The 17239-nt window shown below is 72.4% G+C and carries 16 protein-coding genes and 2 pseudogenes; 13 read left to right on the top strand and 5 right to left on the bottom strand.

Translation table 11 applies throughout. The features are described 5' to 3' along the window. Positions 1-23 precede the first annotated feature (23 nt). From CLM62_RS35160 to CLM62_RS35180, 5 genes are read left to right on the top strand one after another with little or no spacing between them, the layout of a single operon-like run. Positions 24-281 carry a WhiB family transcriptional regulator gene (locus CLM62_RS35160; RefSeq protein ID WP_095753955.1) on the top strand — a complete coding sequence of 86 codons (258 nt, stop codon included), beginning with the start codon at positions 24-26 and terminating at the stop codon, positions 279-281. Next, entirely contained in the window at positions 278-760 is a 483-nt protein-coding gene (locus tag CLM62_RS35165; RefSeq protein ID WP_095753940.1) for a Dps family protein, read from the top strand. The genes CLM62_RS35160 and CLM62_RS35165 overlap by 4 nt, the downstream gene beginning before the upstream one ends. A gap of 43 nt (positions 761-803) precedes the next feature. Then, on the top strand, positions 804-1136 hold the full coding sequence (locus tag CLM62_RS35170) for a DUF3140 domain-containing protein (protein ID WP_095753941.1): 333 nt from the start codon (positions 804-806) through the stop codon (positions 1134-1136). Further along, positions 1133-1780 carry an endonuclease gene (locus CLM62_RS35175; protein WP_095753942.1) on the top strand — a complete coding sequence of 216 codons (648 nt, stop codon included), beginning with the start codon at positions 1133-1135 and terminating at the stop codon, positions 1778-1780. Before CLM62_RS35170 ends, CLM62_RS35175 begins: the two co-directional genes overlap by 4 nt. A gap of 46 nt (positions 1781-1826) precedes the next feature. After that, complete coding sequence (locus CLM62_RS35180; protein WP_095753943.1) at positions 1827-2633, top strand: SAM-dependent methyltransferase; 807 nt, start codon at positions 1827-1829, stop codon at positions 2631-2633. Positions 2634-2771: 138 nt separating this feature from the next. On the opposite strand, the gene CLM62_RS35185 is transcribed toward CLM62_RS35180, so the two are convergent. Beyond that, positions 2772-3923 carry a sensor histidine kinase gene (locus CLM62_RS35185; RefSeq protein WP_095753944.1) on the bottom strand — a complete coding sequence of 384 codons (1152 nt, stop codon included), beginning with the start codon at positions 3921-3923 and terminating at the stop codon, positions 2772-2774. A 160-nt stretch (positions 3924-4083) separates the two neighbouring features. Here CLM62_RS35185 and CLM62_RS35190 point away from each other — a divergent pair, with 160 nt between their 5' ends. From CLM62_RS35190 to CLM62_RS53275, 8 genes and pseudogenes are all read left to right on the top strand, one after another. Then, complete coding sequence (locus CLM62_RS35190) at positions 4084-4452, top strand: DUF4333 domain-containing protein (protein ID WP_095753945.1); 369 nt, start codon at positions 4084-4086, stop codon at positions 4450-4452. Positions 4453-4471: 19 nt separating this feature from the next. Next, positions 4472-5155, top strand: a complete 684-nt coding sequence (locus tag CLM62_RS35195) for an ABC transporter ATP-binding protein (RefSeq protein WP_095753946.1) — start codon at positions 4472-4474, stop codon at positions 5153-5155. A 32-nt stretch (positions 5156-5187) separates the two neighbouring features. Beyond that, the gene (locus CLM62_RS35200) at positions 5188-7200 is read left to right on the top strand and encodes an FtsX-like permease family protein (protein ID WP_095753947.1); all 2013 of its coding nucleotides are present in this window, start codon (positions 5188-5190) and stop codon (positions 7198-7200) included. 200 nt (positions 7201-7400) lie between these two features. Beyond that, entirely contained in the window at positions 7401-8096 is a 696-nt protein-coding gene (locus tag CLM62_RS35205) for a response regulator transcription factor (protein ID WP_095753948.1), read from the top strand. Between the two features lie 225 nt (positions 8097-8321). After that, a complete protein-coding gene (locus CLM62_RS35210; protein ID WP_095753949.1) occupies positions 8322-9134 on the top strand; it encodes an SAM-dependent methyltransferase in 813 nt (270 codons plus the stop codon). Positions 9135-9196: 62 nt separating this feature from the next. After that, a complete protein-coding gene (locus CLM62_RS35215; RefSeq protein ID WP_179382368.1) occupies positions 9197-9724 on the top strand; it encodes an NUDIX hydrolase family protein in 528 nt (175 codons plus the stop codon). Between the two features lie 125 nt (positions 9725-9849). After that, positions 9850-10527 (top strand): annotated as a pseudogene (locus tag CLM62_RS53270) (FecCD family ABC transporter permease); the annotation flags it as partial. 9 nt (positions 10528-10536) lie between these two features. Beyond that, positions 10537-11037 (top strand): annotated as a pseudogene (locus tag CLM62_RS53275) (iron-siderophore ABC transporter substrate-binding protein); the annotation flags it as partial. A 20-nt stretch (positions 11038-11057) separates the two neighbouring features. On the opposite strand, the gene CLM62_RS35225 reads toward CLM62_RS53275, so the two are convergent. The 4 genes from CLM62_RS35225 to CLM62_RS35240 all read right to left on the bottom strand — a co-directional run. Then, a complete protein-coding gene (locus CLM62_RS35225; RefSeq protein ID WP_095753956.1) occupies positions 11058-12284 on the bottom strand; it encodes a cytochrome P450 in 1227 nt (408 codons plus the stop codon). 35 nt (positions 12285-12319) lie between these two features. Then, on the bottom strand, positions 12320-12532 hold the full coding sequence (locus tag CLM62_RS35230; RefSeq protein WP_095753951.1) for an MbtH family protein: 213 nt from the start codon (positions 12530-12532) through the stop codon (positions 12320-12322). Then, complete coding sequence (locus CLM62_RS35235) at positions 12529-16614, bottom strand: non-ribosomal peptide synthetase (RefSeq protein WP_095753952.1); 4086 nt, start codon at positions 16612-16614, stop codon at positions 12529-12531. The genes CLM62_RS35230 and CLM62_RS35235 overlap by 4 nt, the downstream gene beginning before the upstream one ends. A 29-nt stretch (positions 16615-16643) precedes the next feature. Then, positions 16644-17239: hypothetical protein (locus CLM62_RS35240; protein WP_143659203.1), on the bottom strand; the 596-nt coding region annotated here is incomplete at its 5' end.

Consider the following 17239-nt stretch of genomic DNA (forward strand, 5'->3'; position numbering starts at 1 on the left):
TCGCCCTGGGCACCCGCGCCCGCATGGAGTGGTTGCGGCGAGCGGCCTGCGCGGGTGAGGACCCCGAGTTGTTCTTCCCCGTGGGCACGGAAGGACCGGCGCTGCGGGACATCGCGGCGGCCAAGCGCATCTGTGCTCGCTGCCCGGTGATCGAGCCGTGCCTGGACTTCGCGCTGGACAGCGGGCCGACGTCGGGTGTGTGGGGCGGGACCTGTGAGGAGGAACGCGACGCACTGCTCCGTACCGCCAGAGACGACGTCACAAGGAGAAGCGCCGTATGACTGTTGTGAAGAGCACGATTCCCGACTCGGCCCGTCAGGTCACCGGGGATGCGCTGCAGAGCACTCTGGTGGATCTTCTCGGGCTCTCCCTGACCGGCAAGCAGGCGCACTGGAACCTCGTGGGGCCGCGCTTCAGGTCGATCCACCTGCAACTCGACGAACTGGTCTCGGCCGCACGCGAGTTCTCCGACACGGTCGCGGAGCGCGCGGCGGCACTGGGCATGCCGCCCGACGGGCGGCCCGAGACGATCGCGTCGGCGTTCACGCTGCCGGGCCCGAAGGACGGCTGGGTGCGGGACAGCGAGGTCGTCGAGGTGATGGTCGAGGCCCTGGAGGCGGCCATCGGGCGACTGCGCGAGCGCATCGAGGCGACCGAGGAGGCCGATCGGGTCACCCAGGACCTGCTGATCACCGTCACCGCGGAGCTGGAGAAGCAGCGCTGGATGTTCGACGCGGAGAACTGGCCCAAGGGCGGCTGACCGGCGCCCGGTGGCGAGCACATACGTACGGAAGGGGCACGCGATGACCGACGCCCTCGAACTGGACGCGCTGTGGGAGGACTTCCACCGCGTGGTGAACATGACCTCGCAGGAACTGGCCGCCTGGCTGCGGGTGAGCGACGCCGACGAGAACGTGGAGCCGCTGCCGGACCAGGCGGGCACGCCCATGGGGCAGCACGTCCTCGCGATTCTGCAGAAGCGGCGCACGGACCTCACCGATGACGACATCCGCACGATGCAGGAGGTCGTCGACACCGTCACCGCGCAGACGGACGTGGAGAACGAGCCCGAGGCCGAGGAGACGCGCCGTCGGCACCGGCTGATGACGCTCGGCCACGACCCGCTGAAGCCATGAGCAGCAGAGAGAGAGTGGTGCGGGAGCTCGTCCGTGCCCACGGGCAGACCTTCGCCGAGGAGGCGGGCATCAAGCTGAAGAACACCCCGCAGCCCCTGTACCAGCTGCTGGTCCTGGCGCATCTGCTCAGCGCCCGCATCCGCGGCTCGATCGCCGTGGACACCGCCCGCGAGCTGTTCGACGCCGGTATGCGTGACCCGCGCCGCATGGCCGACGCGAGCTGGCAGGAGCGCGTGGACGCGCTCGGGCGCGGCGGCTACCGGCGCTACGACGAGCGCACGGCCACCCAACTCGGCGACGAGGCCGAGCTGTTGACCGAGCGGTGGGGCGGGGACCTGCGGCGGATGCGCAAGGAGGCGGACGGCAAGGTCTCTGAACTGCGCCGACTGATTCAGGAGATGCCCGGGCTGGGCCCGGCCGGCGCCGACATCTTCCTGCGCGAGGTCCAGCGGGTGTGGCCGGAAGTGGCGCCGTACCTGGACGACAAGGCGCTGAAGGGTGCCGAACGCCTGGGCCTGCCCAAGGACCAGGACCGACTCGTCGAACTCGCCGGGAACACCGAACCGGCCGTGCTCGCCGCCGCGTTGGTGCGGGCCGCGCTGGACAAGGAGGTGGCCGAAGACAGTCTCCGCCGCGCCGGATGATCGTGCCAGACTGGCCGGCACGCACTGGCGATCAAAGGAGCACAGCGTGACCGAGACGGAGTCGGCGCGGGGGCGCATCGACACGAGCAGGCCGCATCCGGCGCGGGTCTACGACTGGTTCCTCGGCGGCAAGGACAACTACCCCGTCGACGAGGAACTCGGCCGCAAGATCACCTCGATGCAGGCCGACGCTCCGCGACACGCGCGCGCCAACCGCCGGTTCATGGAACGGGCCACACGTGTCGTTCTTCGCGAGACGGGGATCCGCCAGTTCCTCGACATCGGCTCCGGCATCCCCACCGAGCCCAACCTCCACCAGATCGCCCAGTCCGTCGCACCGGACGCGCGGGTCGTGTACGTCGACAACGACCCGATCGTCCTCGCCCACGCGGAGGCCCTGCTGCACGGCACTCCCGAGGGTGTGACGCGGTACGTCCAGGCCGACGCGCGCGAGCCCGAGCGGATTCTCGAAGGGGCGGCGTCCGTCCTGGACTTCGACCGGCCCGTCGCCCTGTCACTGATCGCGCTCCTGCACTTCGTCGCCGACGAGGACGGCGCCCACGACCTGGTGGACACGCTGGTCGACGCACTGGCGCCGGGCAGCTGCCTGGTCCTGTCCGCGATGACGGCGGACTTCGACCCGGAGAACGTACACAAGGGCATCGCGGCGTACACGGCGAGCGGGGTGACGCTCGTCGCGCGCTCGCACACCGAGATGGGCCGCTTCTTCAAGGGACTCGACCTGATGGAGCCGGGAATCGTGTCCCTGACGCACTGGCACCCCTCGGCTGGCGAGGACGCGGAGGAGGGCGGCCCTGTGTCGCTGTACGGCGCGGTCGGCGTCAAGCGGTGACTCCGCTCAGCCGAGTCTGCTAGTGCCCCGGCGGGCAACGTTTGCCCGTTGAGGAGCGGCGTCCGGTGCGGCGAGAGCACGCACCTGACGCCGCGGGGCCCGCCCCTCGGGCGGACGACGGGAATTTGACGACAGGGCCTAGCCCGGAAAGACCGCCCGGACCTCCCACCCGTGGCCGATGAGCGGGCCCGCGTGCACGTCGCCGCCCAGGGCGGTCACCCGCTCCTTCAGACCGACGAGGCCGAAGCCGCCGCCGTGGGCGGCGTCCGGGAGCCGGCTGCCGCCCCGGCCGTCGTCCGCCACCGACACCTCCAGGCGGCCCGCCTCGTACCGCAGCCGGACGGTGACCTGGGTGGCGTCGCCCGCGTGCCGCCGTACGTTCGTCAGCGCCTCCTGGACGACCCGGAAGGCCGCCGCCTGCACCTCGTGCGGCAGGTCGTCGGGCACGGTGGCGTCGCGGAGCAGGGAGACCTTCTGGATCGGGCTCGCGAAACCGTCGGTCAGGCCGACGATGCCCGCGAGGTCGCCGACCGGACGGCGGTCGGCCGCTTCGGTGCCGGTGTCGCGCAGCACGCCGACCGTGCGGCGCATCGACGCCAGCGCCTGAGTCGCCGCGTGTTCGATGCCCGCCAGCACGGAGTCGAGCTCCTGTGGCCGGGACGTCGCCATCATGCGGGCCACCTGGGTCTGCACCAGGATCCCGGTGACGTGGTGGGCGACGAAGTCGTGCAGGTCGGCGGCGATGGCCAGACGTTCGGACCGGCGGGTCTCACTGACAGCGACGGTCCGCCGGTAGTCCAGGGAGCGCAGATACGCGGCGAACCCGGCGGTGAGACCGATCAGGACCAGCCCGATCAGCATGAAGCCCATCATGGTGTCAGGCATGCCGCGCAGGGCCCGCACCGGCAGGGCCAGGACGGCGGCGCCGTCCAGCGCGGCACACATCACGACCCAGCGGCGCGAGCAATGCCGTACGGCGACGAACAGCAGGCACAGCAGGATGATCAGTTCGCCCGGGCCGAACAGGGTCTCCGGGTACGGCGCCGAGTCCACGGTGTAGAGGCAGGAGGTCACGGCCGGTACGACGGTGCGCACCTGCGGCGTGAGCCAGGAGGGACGGCGGTCGGCCGGCCACAGGACGGCGACGGCGCCGATCAGCAGCACGGCGGTCACCGGCAAGATGCCGGGTTCGTCGTTGCCGGCCGCGTAGGCCAGGTCGACGAGCGACGCCCCGGCGAGGGCTCCGATGCCGAAGCCGCGTGCCAGGCCGCGGGGAGAAACGGACTTCATGCCGCTCACCGTATGCGGCGCCGACGGCGGCGGGATCGGCCGAACAGCCGAGGCGGCGTCGCGTGAAGCCTGACCGTTCGGCCGAGGCGCGCGCCCGGGCCCGCGGGCGAGGGTGGAGCCACTTCCCCCCTCCGAACCGCAGAACCCTCAGGAGTACGTGATGCAACGCAAGGTCCTCGTCGGTGCCGTCGGTGGTGTGACCGCCGTCGTGAGCATCTTCGGGGTCGGCACCCACCTGCTCGCCAGGACGGAGTCGACCACCGGCCTCGACCCGCACAGCGCGGTGAGTGTAGGCGGTCACAGGGCCCTGGCCGCCAACCTGGTCGCGGCCCGCACCGCGAGCCTGTACCACCCGCTGCCCTGGGTCGGGAAGAAGGTCTCGGACGTCACCTGCCCGACCGGGCTCAAGGCCGTCGCGGGAGCCACCATCACCTGCTCCGGCAAGAAGAGCGACGGCGAGACCGTCGAGATCCCCGTCACCGTGGTCAAGGCCACGGCCGACTCCATCACCTGGAAATTCGAGCGCTAGAAGAGGACCGGTTCCCCTGATGAACACCGTTCTGGCCGGTCACGGCCTCGTCAAGAAGTACGGCTCCACCACCGCCCTGGCCGGTGTCGACGTGGAGGTCGGCGAGCGCGACTCGCTGGCGATCATGGGCCCTTCGGGTTCCGGCAAGTCCACTCTGCTGCACACCCTGGCCGGGATCATCCGTCCCGACGGCGGCCAGGTGCTGTTGCGGGGGGAGCGCATCGACAAGCTGGGCGAGAACCGGCTCAGCGCGCTGCGCCGCAAGCGGTTCGGGTTCGTCTTCCAGTTCGGCCAGCTGCTGCCGGAGCTGCCCGCCGAGGAGAACGTGGCGCTGCCGCTGATGCTGGAGGGCACCCCGCGCAAGCAGGCCGTCGAGCGCGCCCGCCGCTGGTTCGCGCCGCTCGGCCTCGACGGGCTGGAGAAGCGCCGCCCCGGGCAGCTGTCCGGCGGTCAGGCCCAGCGGGTCGCGATCGCCCGTGCCCTGGTCGTCGAGCCGGACGTGGTCTTCGCCGACGAGCCGACCGGCGCCCTGGACCAGGTCACCAGCACCGAGGTGGTGCGGCTGCTGACCTCGGTCACCCGTGAGCAGGGCGCCGCCCTGGTCATGGTCACGCACGACGCCGACGTCGCCGCCCACTGCGGCCGGATCCTCCAGGTCCGGGACGGCCGGATCAGTCATTACAGCCAGTACACGGTCGCCTGACCGCCTGTCCCCTGCTCAGCGGAGATGCCGAAATGCGTTCCCCCGTCCTGCCCCTGACCTGGCATCTCGCCCGGTCCTCCGGCCACCGCGGCCTGCAGAGCCAGTTGCTGGCGGCCGGTGCCGCCGCCGTCGGCGCGTTCGTGCTGCTGGTGATGATCGCCGCCACCGTCGGCTCCGACACCCGCGCCGGCCACACGACGTGGCGCACCCCCGACGCCGTTCCGGCGAAGCAGGCCACCGCCGTCCAGGCCCTGGCCACGACGTACCTCCGCCACGATCCCGTCACCGTGGTGTCGCTGGCCCAGCTGCCCGGCCGCAAGGCGACCCCCGCCCCGCCCGGCCTGAGCTCCTTCCCCGAGAAGGGCGAGGTGTACGTCTCCCCCGCCCTGGCCGAGCTGATGCACAAGCTGCCCGCGGGCCAACTGGCGGACCGCTTCCCGAAGGTGAGGTCCTACGGCACGGTCGGCGCCGCCGGTCTCGCCTCACCGGACGAGCTGGTCGCCGTGGTGGGCCGGGCGCCGGGCGATCCCGCGGTGTCGAAGGCGGCCGAGGGGGGCGGCACCTGGTTCGACACCGGGCAGGCCGCGCGCGCCCAGATCTCCGGGTTCTCCGGAACGAAGAAGTCCCTGCTCACTGGCTTGGACAAGGGGACGGCGCTGCTGGGTGTGGTGCTGCTGGCGATGCCCGTGGTCGTGCTGGCCTCGGCGGCCGGGCGGCTCGGGGCGGCCCGGCGTGAGCAGCGGCTGGCCGCGCTGCGCCTGGCCGGGGCGACGCCCCGGCAGATCCTCGCCATGACCGCCGTGGAGGCGGCGGGCGTCGGCGCGACCGGCGCGCTGGCGGGTGCGCTCGCCTACGTGGCGCTGCTGCCCGCCCTGGCTCAGATCCCGTACGGCGTGGGCACCTGGTACACCGAGCAGCTGTGGGTGGGCCTGCCGTGGTTCGTGGCCGTGGTGGCGGCGGTGACCGCGCTCATCACCGTCAGTGCGGTGTCGATGCTGCGCCAGGTGGCGACCTCACCCCTGGGCGTCGCCCAGCAGGCGAACCCGCGCCGCACCCGGTGGATCCGGTTCGTCGCCTTCGCGGCGACCCTGCTGTACGTCTTCCAGTCCACGGGCAGCGGACTGACGCCCCGGCAGGCGCTCGCCCTGCTGGTGCTGTTCTACGGCGCGTTCTGGCTGTTCGGCCCGTGGGTCGTGGACCGGCTGGGCCGGATCGTGGGCCGTTACGCCCGCCGCCCGGCGACCCTGCTGGCCGCGCGCCGCCTCAGCGACGACCCGCGCGGCGCCTGGCGCACGGTCAGCGGTCTGGTGCTCGCCGGGTTCGTGGCCGGGTTCTTCTCCGTCAGCCAGCTGGGCATGGACGGCGCGGAGTACCGGGGCCAGGTCGCGGTGGTCACCACCGACGCCGCCCAGGCGCGGCGGGCCGCCACCGAGGCGCGCACGCTGCTCGACCGGGCGGGCGTCACCGCGACCGTCACCGTCGGCCGCGAGGACGACTACGACACGCTGCTGGGCGGCAACCCCGGCGTGATCGCCCGTGTCAGCGGCGGACAGGAACAGATGGACACCACGGTCACCGCCCTGACGTCGGTTGCTCCGGGGACACCTCCGTACAGCCAGGACTACGCGGCGGCCGAGAACGGCGTGCTCATCGACCGCGTCTCCCAGGTCAGCACCGCCACCTTGGCCCTGAGCTTCCTCGTCGCGACCGCCTCGGCCGGCCTGACCGCCGCCGCGAACGTTCTCGACCGGCGGCGCGTCTACGGCCTGCTGCGGCTGGCGGGCACCCCCTTGAAGGTGCTGGACCGGGCCAGGCTCCGGGAGACGGTCCTCCCGCTGGTCGTCCTGGCGGGCGGCACGACCGGGATGGGCGTCTACGGCTCCTACAAGCTCAACCAGGCGGCCGACGTCGGGATCAACACCACCGGCGCCCTGCAACTGGCCGCCTGCGTGGTCCTCGGCGCGCTGGCGATGTTCGCCGCGATCGGCGGCAGCAGGCCGCTGCTGCGGAAGGTGACGGCTGATCCGGCGCAGACTGCCGACTGACCACTGCAGACCGACCGCCGTCGGCTGCACATCGTCGACCGACTACCGTCGGCTGACCACTGCCGACCAGCCCCCGTCGACCGACCACTGCCGACGGACGCACCATCGACCGACCACCGCCGACCGACCACCACTGGGACGGCCCGCCGCAATAGCCGGCGGGCCGTCGTCCCGTACACGCCCTGAGGCATGATCGAGCCATGACCAGCCCCACCCCACCCGGCGCGCCCATCCGTGTCCTCATCGCCGACGACCAGGACATGGTCCGCACGGGTTTCCGCTTCTTCCTGGACGCACAGCCCGACATCACGGTGGTCGCCGAGGCCGCCGACGGCGAGACGGCCGTGGCGCTCGCCCGCAAGGTGCGGCCGGACGTGTGCCTGCTGGACATCCGGATGCCGAGGCTGGACGGGCTGGCGGCGACCCGGCTGCTGGCGGGGCCGGACGTGCCCGACCCGATGCGGGTGGTCGTGGTCACCACGTTCGACCTCGACGAGTACGTGTACGGGGCGCTGCGCGGCGGGGCGTGCGGGTTCCTGCTGAAGGACTCCGGGCCGACCCTCCTGGCGGAGGCGGTCCGCGCGGCCGCGGCCGGCGACTCGCTGGTGTCCCCCTCGGTCACCGTCCGCCTGCTCAAGCACGTCACCGAGTCCCCGCAGCAGGCCGCCCCGCCTCGCCCCGCGCCGCCCACCGAGTCCCTCACCGAGCGCGAGCTCGAGGTGGTCCGGCTGGTCGCCCTGGGCCGCACGAACGCCGAGATCGCCGCCGAGTTGTACGTCTCCCTCTCCACGGTCAAGACGCACCTGTCCAGCGTCCAGCTCAAGCTGGCCGCGCGGAACCGAGTCGAGATCGCGGCCTGGGCCTGGCAGCACGGGCAGGCGAAGCCGGGGGTGTGAAGGGCCGGTAACCGGTGAGCGGGCTCACCCGAACAGTCCCGCGCGGGGCACCCAGCGGCTGACGGACGTGCCGGCCGGCCGGACGCCCGCGGCGAACCCCGGCGAGGTCGGCTGACCTTCCCCCGGACAGGCCGCCCTCTTCCGCTCGGGCCGTTTCCGGGACAAGCTGATCATCCGACGGCACAATGGCGGCGACAGCCGCAGGCGCGAGCAAGGAGCGAAGACGTGAGCGAAAGCCACACCCGGTCAGGCGGGTCGGCGAGGCTGAACACCGGTGTGGCGCACAACGCCCGCGTCTGGAACTACTGGGTCGGCGGCAAGGACAACTACGAGGTCGACCAGCAGGTCGGCGAGCACGTGGCCGGAATGTTCCCGATCATCCGGGAGATCGCCCTCGCGGACCGCTGGTTCCTGGGCCGGGCGGTGCGGTTCCTCGCCGAGGAGCAGGGGATACGGCAGTTCCTCGACATCGGCACCGGACTGCCGACGGTGGAGAACACGCACGAGATCGCCCAGCGGATCGCCCCCGACTCGCGCATCGTCTACGTCGACAACGACCCGATCGTGCTGGTCCACGCCCGGACCCTGCTGACCAGCACCTCCGAGGGCGTCACCGACTACATCGACGCCGATGTGCACGACCCGGACGCCATCCTCGAACGCGCCGCGGAGACCCTGGACTTCAGCAAGCCGGTCGCGGTGATGATGCTGGGCATCCTCAACTTCGTACTCGACGGGGACGAGGCACGGAGCATCGCGCGCCGCGTCATGGCCGCGGTGCCCCCGGGCAGCCACCTGGCGCTGACGCACCCCACCTTCGACGCCGACCTCGGCGGCGAGGGTCAGATCCCGGCCATGAAGTTCTGGAACGAGAACGCCACGCCGCCGGTTACCGCCCGTAGCCGTGAGGACATCGCTTCGTTCTTCGACGGACTTCACTTGCTCGAACCGGGTCTGGTGTCGTGCTCGCAGTGGCGCGCCGAGCCCGACACTCCCGCCGCGGTACCGCAGTTCGGCGCGGTGGCCGTCAAACGCTGAGAGCGATGAGAGCGCAACCGCTTTTCCGGCACTTCTGAAAGTATGATCAAGCAATGTCTGACATGACCGAAACCACGCCGGGTTGGCTGACGCCCGACGAGCTCGAAATGGCGCGCGCCCGCATGCCGATCCTGTACGTCGAGGCCGTGCCGGTGCGCGTCGACGACAGCGGCGAAGTCACCAGCATCGGACTGCTGCTCCGCATCGGCCCGGACGGAACGGTCAGCCGGACCCTGGTGTCGGGCCGGGTGATGCACCACGAGCGCGTCCGCGACGCCCTCCTGCGGCACCTGGAGAAGGACCTCGGCCCGGTCGCCCTCCCCCGCGTCCCGTCCTCCCTGCAGCCCTTCACCGTGGCCGAGTACTTCCCGACGCAGGGGGTGACGCCGTACCACGACCCCCGCCAGCACGCGGTGTCCCTCGCCTACGTCGTGCCGGTGGCCGGCGACTGCCGCCCCCGGCAGGACGCCCTGGACCTGGTCTGGTTCAGCCCGCAGGAGGCCCTGTCGCCGGCGGTGCAGAGCGAGATGCCGGGCGGTCACGGGGTCCTGCTGAAGCAGGCACTGGCGCATGTGGGCTGCGTGGTCTGAGGGCCCGTTCGCCTCGGGTGCCGTCGGCGCCCACCCGACCCCCCTAGGATTAAGGCCTGCCTAACCTAAGGGAGTCGGCCGTTGGAGACCGCACGGTGAAGCGGGGTACGGGGGCGCGGCCCGTCCTGCTCGTGGCGCTGCTCGGCGCCGTCCTGGCCGTACTGTGCCTGCTGTCGGTGGCCCTCGGCGCGGCGGGTATCCCGCCGGCCCAGGCGGTGCGGGCGCTGTTCGGCGACGCGCCGAGCCGGTACGTGGAGAACGTCGTCTGGTCGGCGCGCGTCCCGCGGACCGCCGTAGGTCTGGCGGCAGGAGCGGCCCTCGGGCTGTCCGGCGCGCTGATGCAGGCCCTGACGCGGAATCCGCTGGCGGATCCCGGGGTGCTCGGGGTCAGCGCGGGCGCGTCCTTCGCCATCGTGCTGGCCGTCGGGGTGTTCGGGCTCGGGTCGTTCCACGAGTACGTCTGGTTCGGCTTCGCGGGCGCCTTCGTGGCGAGTGTGCTGGTGTACTCGCTGAGCCGGCTGGGGCGTTCGGGTCTGACGCCGGTGAAGCTGGCGCTCGCCGGGATCGCGGTGACCTCGCTGCTGTCCTGCCTCACCAGCGCGGTGGCGCTGACCGACCCCGACGCGTTGGACCGCTACCGCGTCTGGTCGGCGGGGTCGATGGCCGACCAGGACGGTGCCACGGCGGTGCGCATGCTGCCGTTCGTCGCGGTGGGCGCGGTGCTGGCGCTGGCCTGCGCGCCGGCGCTCAACAGCCTGGCCCTGGGCGACGACGTGGCGGCCTCGCTCGGGCGCCGGCCGGGATAGGAGGCGAAGGCGAAAGACCTGGTGAAGGGCGTCGAGGCCGACTTCGAGAAGGCGACCGAGGAGAACCCGGAGTTCGCCGAGTCGGGTGCCGTGATGGCCACCCCGTACGAAGGCATCTTCGTCTTCGGCAGCCAGGACCCCCGCTCCCGAGTCCTCACCGACCTCGGCTTCAGCCTCCCGGCCGACCTGGACAAGGTCATCGGCGACGAGTTCGGCGCCAACATCAGCAAGGAGCGCACCGACCTGCTGGACACCGACGCGGTCGTGTGGATCGTCTCCGACCCCGCCCAGGACGAGGCGGGGCTCCACAAGAACCCGCTCTACGCCGACCTCGACACGGTGAAGCAGGGCCGCGAGGTCTACGTGAAGGAGACCGGCGACTACGGCAACTCCGTCTCCTTCGTGACGGTGCTGAGCCTGCCGTACATGCTCGAGCGTCTGGTGCCGCAGCTGGCCGCGGCCGTCGACGGCGACACGGGGACGAAGGTGGCCCAGCCGGCCTCCTGAGCAGTTCTGAGCGGTACGGCTCACGTGCCCTTGAGCGCAAGCGGCAGCGAGCTGAGGCCACTGAGGAAGTTGGAGTAGACGGGCCGCGCCGGTCCGGTCTGCTCCCACTCCGCCACCAGATCGCGCAGTCCGGCCAGTACGGCCCCGATCTCGGCCCGCGCCAGATAGGCGCCGAGGCAGAAGTGCGGGCCGTAGGCGAAGGTGACGTGCTTGTTGGGCACGCGGTCGAGCCGCAGTCGGCCGGGGGCGTCGAAGAGCCGCTGGTCGTGGTTGGCGGAGGCGTTCCAGACGGTGACGATGTCCCCGGCCTTGATCGGGTGGCCGCCGACTTCCGTGTCGGTGGTCGCGGTGCGCCCCGAGTGCAGGGCGGGGGTCGTCCAGCGGAGCATCTCCTCGACGGCCGTGTCGATGGACACGTCACCGCGTTTGAGCGCCTGCCACTGGTCGGGGTGCTCCAGGAGGGCGAGGGCGGCACCCACCATCGACAGCCGGGCCGTCTCGTCGCCGCCGAGGATGAGGCTGTAGCAGTTGAGCATGATCTCGTCGTCGTCCAGCGGCAGCCCGTTCACCTCGCTGCCCGCCAGCAGCGCGATGACGTCCGCGTGGCCGCCCTCGCGCCGGTCCCGGGCGAGGCCCGCGAAGTAGAGCAGGATCTCGCTCTTGGCGATCCACGCGTCGGCCGCCGTACTGTCCGCCTCGTGCGAGCCCAGCGCCGAGGACGTCAGGCTCAGCACATGGGCCCGGTCGCTGTCGGGCACGCCGAGCAGGTCGCAGATCGCGCCGAGCGGGATGCCCGCCGCGACGTCGGCGGCGAAGTCGCATGTGCCCTTCTCGATCGCGTCCCGCAGCAGCCGTTGGACCGTGCTGCGCACACTGGCGACGATCGGCTCCAGGGCGCGCGGTGTGAACGCGGACATCAGGATGCGGCGCAGCCCGGCGTGCCGCTGCCCGTCGGTGATGGCGAGCATGCGGCCGACCGCGGAGTCGCCGCCGGACAGCAGGGTCTCCAGGACGTTGCCGCCCTCGGAGGTGAAGCGGGTGCTGTCGCGGTACACGGAGGTGACGTCGGCATGCCGGGTCACCACCCAGAAGCCGGGGGCCGGGCCGGTCGCCGGGTTCCAGTGGACCGGCTCGTGCTCCCTGAGGTGACGCCAGACGGCGGACAGGTCGCTCTCGGCGTGCAACCGCGGATCGGCCAGGTCCAGCGTGCCGAGCTCGTCCGGGGCGATCGTCCGCCGCGTGGTCATCCCGGTGTCCCTTCCGTTGTCGCTCGCGTGCTTCGTCACTCGCCCATGGCCCGGATCAGGCTTTTGGGGCGCATGTCGGTCCAGTGCGCCTCGACGTACGCCACGCAGTCCTCGCGGCTCGCGCGGCCGTGGACGACGGTCCAGCCGGCCGGGACCTCGGCGAAGGCGGGCCACAGCGAGTGCTGGCCCTCGTCGTTCACCAGGACGTGGTGCTCGAGGCTGTCGTCGTCGAACGGGTTGATGGTCATGCGGAGTTGCTCCTGTCGGGTGCGGAAAGGGTGGTACGGAGCCGTTGGTCGAGCACGGGTCCGATGCGGTCCAGCGCCGCGGGCCGGGTCATCTCGCCGTGGGCGCAGGGGATGTCGTGGTGGTCGACGCGGCCTTGGATGTACGGCCGCCAGGTGCCGGGCCGGTCCGGGTGCGCGTCCGGATCTTGCGCGGCGGTGAAGAACAGCAGGTCACCGCGGTACGAAGCGGGAGCGAACTCCTCCAGCAGACGCCGGTTGTCCGCCGTCACCTCCACCAGGGCGGCGAGTTCGGCGTCGTCGAGGCTGCCCGGCAGGTCGGGCACGGCGCGCACCAGCTCGGTGAACCGGGCGTCGGTCAGCTCCCGCTGCGACGGCGGCACCTGCCGCCCCAGGATGGCGAGGAGGCTGCCCAGCACGGCCGGCCGGTCCGTGGGACGCGGGCCCTGGCTGGTCCATGCCCCGGGGAAGGAGTCGAGCATCGCCAGCAGCGCGACCCGCTCCCCCGCCGCCTGGAGTGCCGTGGCGACACCGTGGGCGACGAGGCCGCCCATGGAGTAGCCCAGCAGGTGGTACGGGCCTCGGGGCTGGATCTCGCGGATGCGGGCGGTGTGGTCGGCGACGGCCTCCGCCAGGCTGCCTGACCGCTCAGCTCCCGGGAGCAGCCCGCGGGACTGCAGTCCGTACAGCGGCCGGTCGGGGTCGAGATGACGGGTGAGCCCGGCGAAGCCCCAGGCCAGCCCGGAGGCGGGCGGCAGGCAGAACAGCGGCTCGCGGTCGCCGCGGGTGCGCAGCGGGAGGACGACGTCCAGGGCCGACCGCCCGGAGGCCGCCACGGGCCCGGTCCCGCTGCCACCGGTCAGCCGCCGTGCCAGTCCGGCCACGGTCGGCGTCTCGAAGACGGCCCGCAGGGGCAGCTCGGCGCCGAGTTCCGTACGGATCCGGGCGGTCAGCCGGGGGGCCAGCAGTGAGTGTCCGCCGAGGTCGAAGAAGCCGTCGTGGACGCCGACTCGGAGCGGGTCGAGGCCGAGGACGTCGGCGACGATCGCCCGCAACCGCTCCTCCTGCCCGGTGCGCGGGGCGCTGCGCGTACGACCGGCCGGTGTCCCGGGTGCGGGCAGGGCCTTGCGGTCCAGTTTGCCGCTGGCGGTGAGCGGAAGGCGGTCGAGGACGACGACGGCGGAGGGGACCATGTGGGCGGGGAGCGTTCGGGCCAAGTGGGCCCGTAGTGAGGGCCGTTCGGCGGTGGTCACGGCGTAGGCGACGAGTTGCCGCTCGCCGCGCTGGTCCTCGCGTACCGCGGCAGCCGCCTGTGTCACGGCCGGGTGGGCCGCCAACACGGCTTCGATCTCGCCGAGTTCGACGCGGAAGCCGCGGATCTTGACCTGCTGGTCGGCCCGGCCGAGGAAACGCAGCTGCCCGTCGAAGCCCCGCACCGCCAGGTCGCCCGTGCGGTACATCCGCTCGCCGGGCCCGCCGAAGGGGTCGGCGACGAACCGCTGCCCGGTCAGTCCCGGATGGCCGAGGTAGCCGCGGGCCGGTCCGCCGCCCGCCAGGTAGATCTCCCCCGGCACGCCGTCGGGCACCGGCTGCAGGGCCTGGTCGAGGAGACGCAGGCGGTTGCGGGCGAGCGGGCGGCCGAGCGGCGGCGGACCGTCCTTGCCGTACGGATCGACGTCGGACTGCCAGGCGGTCGCGTAGATGGTCGCTTCGGTGGGCCCGTAGAAGTTGATGATCCGTGCGCCGGGGAAGGCGGCCTCGAGGTCGGTGAGGAGCTGCTCGGGGATGGGCTCGCCGCCCAGCGCGACGACCTGGGGGGAGACGTCCGGGCGGTCGGCGACGACGGTGGCCATGACCGAGGGCACCCCGCTGATCAGGCTCGCGTCCCAGCCGCCTGCCGCGCCCAGCGCCAGCAGGTTCTCGACGATCTCGATGCGGCCGCCGCACAGCAGTGGCGAGAAGATCTCGAAGACGGACACGTCGAAGTTGAGCGAGGTGGAGAACAGCGCCTTGGCCAGTCGCTCGGGTCCGAGCGCGGTGTGCGTCCACTCGACGAACTCGACGACGCTCCGGTGGGTCGCCGCCACGCCCTTGGGCCGTCCGGTGGAGCCGGAGGTGTAGGTGACGCAGGCGAGGCTGTCGGGCGACGATCCGGCGTGAGGTACCGGGTCCTGACAGGCCATCATGTCCTCATCCTCAGCGAGGACCACTTCCGTCCCCTCGGGCAGCACCGCGGCCGTGTCCGCGGTGGCCAGGACGACGACCGGCCGGGCGTCGTCGACGATGTACGCGAGACGATCGGGTGGGTAGGCGGGGTCGAGCGGCAGATAGGCGGCGCCGGACTTCAGGACGCCGAGGACGGCGGCGACGAGATCCGCCGTTCGCGGCAGCGCGATGCCGACGACGCGCTCGGGACCGGCCCCCATGGAGACGAGCCGACGGGCCAACTGCTCGGCACGCTCGTCCAGTTCGCGGTACGTCAGGCCGGCGCCGCAGTCGAGCACGGCCTCGGCGTCCGGGGTGGCGGTGACCTGTGCCGCCCACAGGTCGGTGAGGGTGCGGGTCGCCGGGTCCGGTTCGGGGCGGGAGGGTTCGGCCCGGGAGGTCAGTCCGACCCGGCCGAGCGGCCGTTCCGGATCGGCCGCCATGATCTCCAGGAGCCGTACGAGACGGGCGAGCGTGGCCTCGGCCCACTCGGCGTCGAAGAGGTCGGGCCGGTAGGCCAGCCGGAAGCGCGGCCGAGGGCCGGGGACAGCCACCAGCGTCACGGGGTAGTGGGTCGCGTCGCGACCGCCGGTGCCGACGACCCTCATGCCGTCACCCGGGTCCGTGGTCTGCTGATCCGTCGGATAGTTCTCGAACACGACCAGCGTGTCGAAGAGTTCGGGTGTGCCGGCCGCCCGCTGGATGTCGGCGAGACCCAGGTGATGGTGGTCCAGGAGCCGGACGTAACCCTCCTGGACCCGGCGCAGCAGCCCGCTCAGGGGTTCGTCGGGGCGCAGCCGGACGCGGGTGGGGACGGTGTTGATGAACAGGCCGACCATCGACTCCACGCCGGGCAGTTCGGCCGGACGGCCGGAGACGGTGGCGCCGAAGACGACGTCGTCGTGCCCCGTCGTACGGCTGAGCAGGATCGCCCAGGCGGTCTGGACGAGGGTGTTCACGGTGACGCCCAGCTTCCGGGCCAGGGCGGTCAGGGCGGCGCCGGTGCCCGCCGGAACTTCCAGGCGGGCCTGCGCTAGTGCCCCGGCAGGCAACGTTCGCCCGTCAAGGAGCGGCGTCCGGTGCGTGCTCTCGGCGTGCCGGCCGGAAGCCCTCGTACTGGATGTACTTGGGCTTTCGGCCGGTGCGGCGAGAGTGCGTGCCGGGCGTCGCGACGGGGCGAACGTTGCCTGTCGGGGCACTAGGTCGCCGGAGTCGCGGCCGTCCGGGGCGTGCGGGGCGATGCGGGTCGGTTGCGCCACTCCGGCCAATGTCTGTCGCCAGGCGGCTTCGGCGGCCGTACGGTCCCGGCGGCCCAGCCAGTCCAGGAACGTGCGGTAGGGCGGCGCCGGAGGCAGGGCGGCGGGGTCGCCGCCGCCCTCGTACAGGGCGAGGAGTTCGCGCAGCAGGACGGAGACCGACCAGCCGTCGAGCAGGATGTGGTGGTGGGTGACGAGGAGGCGGTGCCGTCGCTCGCCGGTGCGGGCCAGGGTGCAGCGGATCAGCGGCGGGGTGGCGGGATCGAAGCCGCGGCCGAGGTCCTCGTCCAGCAGCCGGGCCCACTCCCCCTCGGTGTCGGTGTCGGGACCCGTCAGGTCGGTCTCGGTCCACGGCAGCACGGCCCGGCGCGGCACGACCTGCACCGGCTGGCCGCCGCGGCGGCGCCGGAAGGCCGCCCGGAGGGTCGGATGCCGGTCCAGCAGGGCCTGGGCGGCGGCCCGCAGCCGGGCGGCGTCCAGGGTGCCGTCGAGGTCGAAGACCAGCTGGACCAGATAGACATCCCGGGCGTCCCGCTCCCGCTCGTACAGGGCGTGGAAGAGCAAGCCCTCCTGGAGCGGGGTCAGGGGCAGTACGTCGACTTGCGCGGGCTGCGTGGTCGTCATGGGGTTCTCACCGTCTCTCTCAGGTCGTGCTAGCCGTCGAGGCCCGCGGCGAGTTCGTCGAGCTCGTCCTGGGACAGGGCGAGCTCTTCCTGGGACAGGGCGAGCTCTTCCTGGGACAGGGCGAGCTCTTCCTGGGACAGGGCGAGCTCGTCGTGTGACAAGGCGGGGTTCTCCGTCCCCGGGGCGTGCCCGGCCCGGGTGACGAGCGCGGAGAGGGCGGCGAACCAGGCGTCGGCCAGGGCGCGGACCTCCGTCTCGGTGAGCACACCGTCCGGCCACGACCAGTCGGCGACCAGCCGGGGTCCGGTGCCGGAGTCGTGGACGACCGCGTTGAGGTCGAGCGCGTGGGCGGCGCCGAGGCCAGGGTCGGTGCCGCTGCCGAGGGCCGCGGACTCCGGGGCGAAGGCCCACTCGGCGGCGGTGTCGGCCGGGGCGGTGAACCGGCCCAGGTAGTTGAAGCCGACCGCGGGGGCGGGGTCCTCGGTCAGGCCGGGCGCCGTGTCGGGGTTGAGGTGGCGCAGCAGGCCGAACCCGATGCCGTGGTCGGGCAGCCCGCGCAGCCGCTCGCCGACACGCCGGGCGGCGGTCTCGGCGGCGGGGCCGGCGGCCAGCGCGTCGGCGAGGT

This window comes from Streptomyces sp. SA15, assembly GCF_002291145.1.
Lineage (GTDB): Bacteria > Actinomycetota > Actinomycetes > Streptomycetales > Streptomycetaceae > Streptomyces.

Excerpts from the sequence above, each read along its gene's own strand:
- CLM62_RS35195 (WP_095753946.1), top strand. The coding sequence starts at position 4,472 with ATGAACACCGTTCTGGCCGGTCACGGCCTCGTCAAGAAGTACGGCTCC.
- CLM62_RS35170 (WP_095753941.1), top strand. The coding sequence starts at position 804 with ATGACCGACGCCCTCGAACTGGACGCGCTGTGGGAGGACTTCCACCGC.
- CLM62_RS35190 (WP_095753945.1), top strand. The coding sequence starts at position 4,084 with ATGCAACGCAAGGTCCTCGTCGGTGCCGTCGGTGGTGTGACCGCCGTC.
- CLM62_RS35235 (WP_095753952.1), bottom strand. The coding sequence starts at position 16,614 with ATGACGACCACGCAGCCCGCGCAAGTCGACGTACTGCCCCTGACCCCG.
- CLM62_RS35175 (WP_095753942.1), top strand. The coding sequence starts at position 1,133 with ATGAGCAGCAGAGAGAGAGTGGTGCGGGAGCTCGTCCGTGCCCACGGG.
- CLM62_RS35215 (WP_179382368.1), top strand. The coding sequence starts at position 9,197 with ATGACCGAAACCACGCCGGGTTGGCTGACGCCCGACGAGCTCGAAATG.
- CLM62_RS35200 (WP_095753947.1), top strand. The coding sequence starts at position 5,188 with ATGCGTTCCCCCGTCCTGCCCCTGACCTGGCATCTCGCCCGGTCCTCC.
- CLM62_RS35165 (WP_095753940.1), top strand. The coding sequence starts at position 278 with ATGACTGTTGTGAAGAGCACGATTCCCGACTCGGCCCGTCAGGTCACC.
- CLM62_RS35225 (WP_095753956.1), bottom strand. The coding sequence starts at position 12,284 with ATGACCACGCGGCGGACGATCGCCCCGGACGAGCTCGGCACGCTGGAC.
- CLM62_RS35160 (WP_095753955.1), top strand. The coding sequence starts at position 24 with ATGGAGTGGTTGCGGCGAGCGGCCTGCGCGGGTGAGGACCCCGAGTTG.
- CLM62_RS35230 (WP_095753951.1), bottom strand. The coding sequence starts at position 12,532 with ATGACCATCAACCCGTTCGACGACGACAGCCTCGAGCACCACGTCCTG.
- CLM62_RS35205 (WP_095753948.1), top strand. The coding sequence starts at position 7,401 with ATGACCAGCCCCACCCCACCCGGCGCGCCCATCCGTGTCCTCATCGCC.
- CLM62_RS35185 (WP_095753944.1), bottom strand. The coding sequence starts at position 3,923 with ATGAAGTCCGTTTCTCCCCGCGGCCTGGCACGCGGCTTCGGCATCGGA.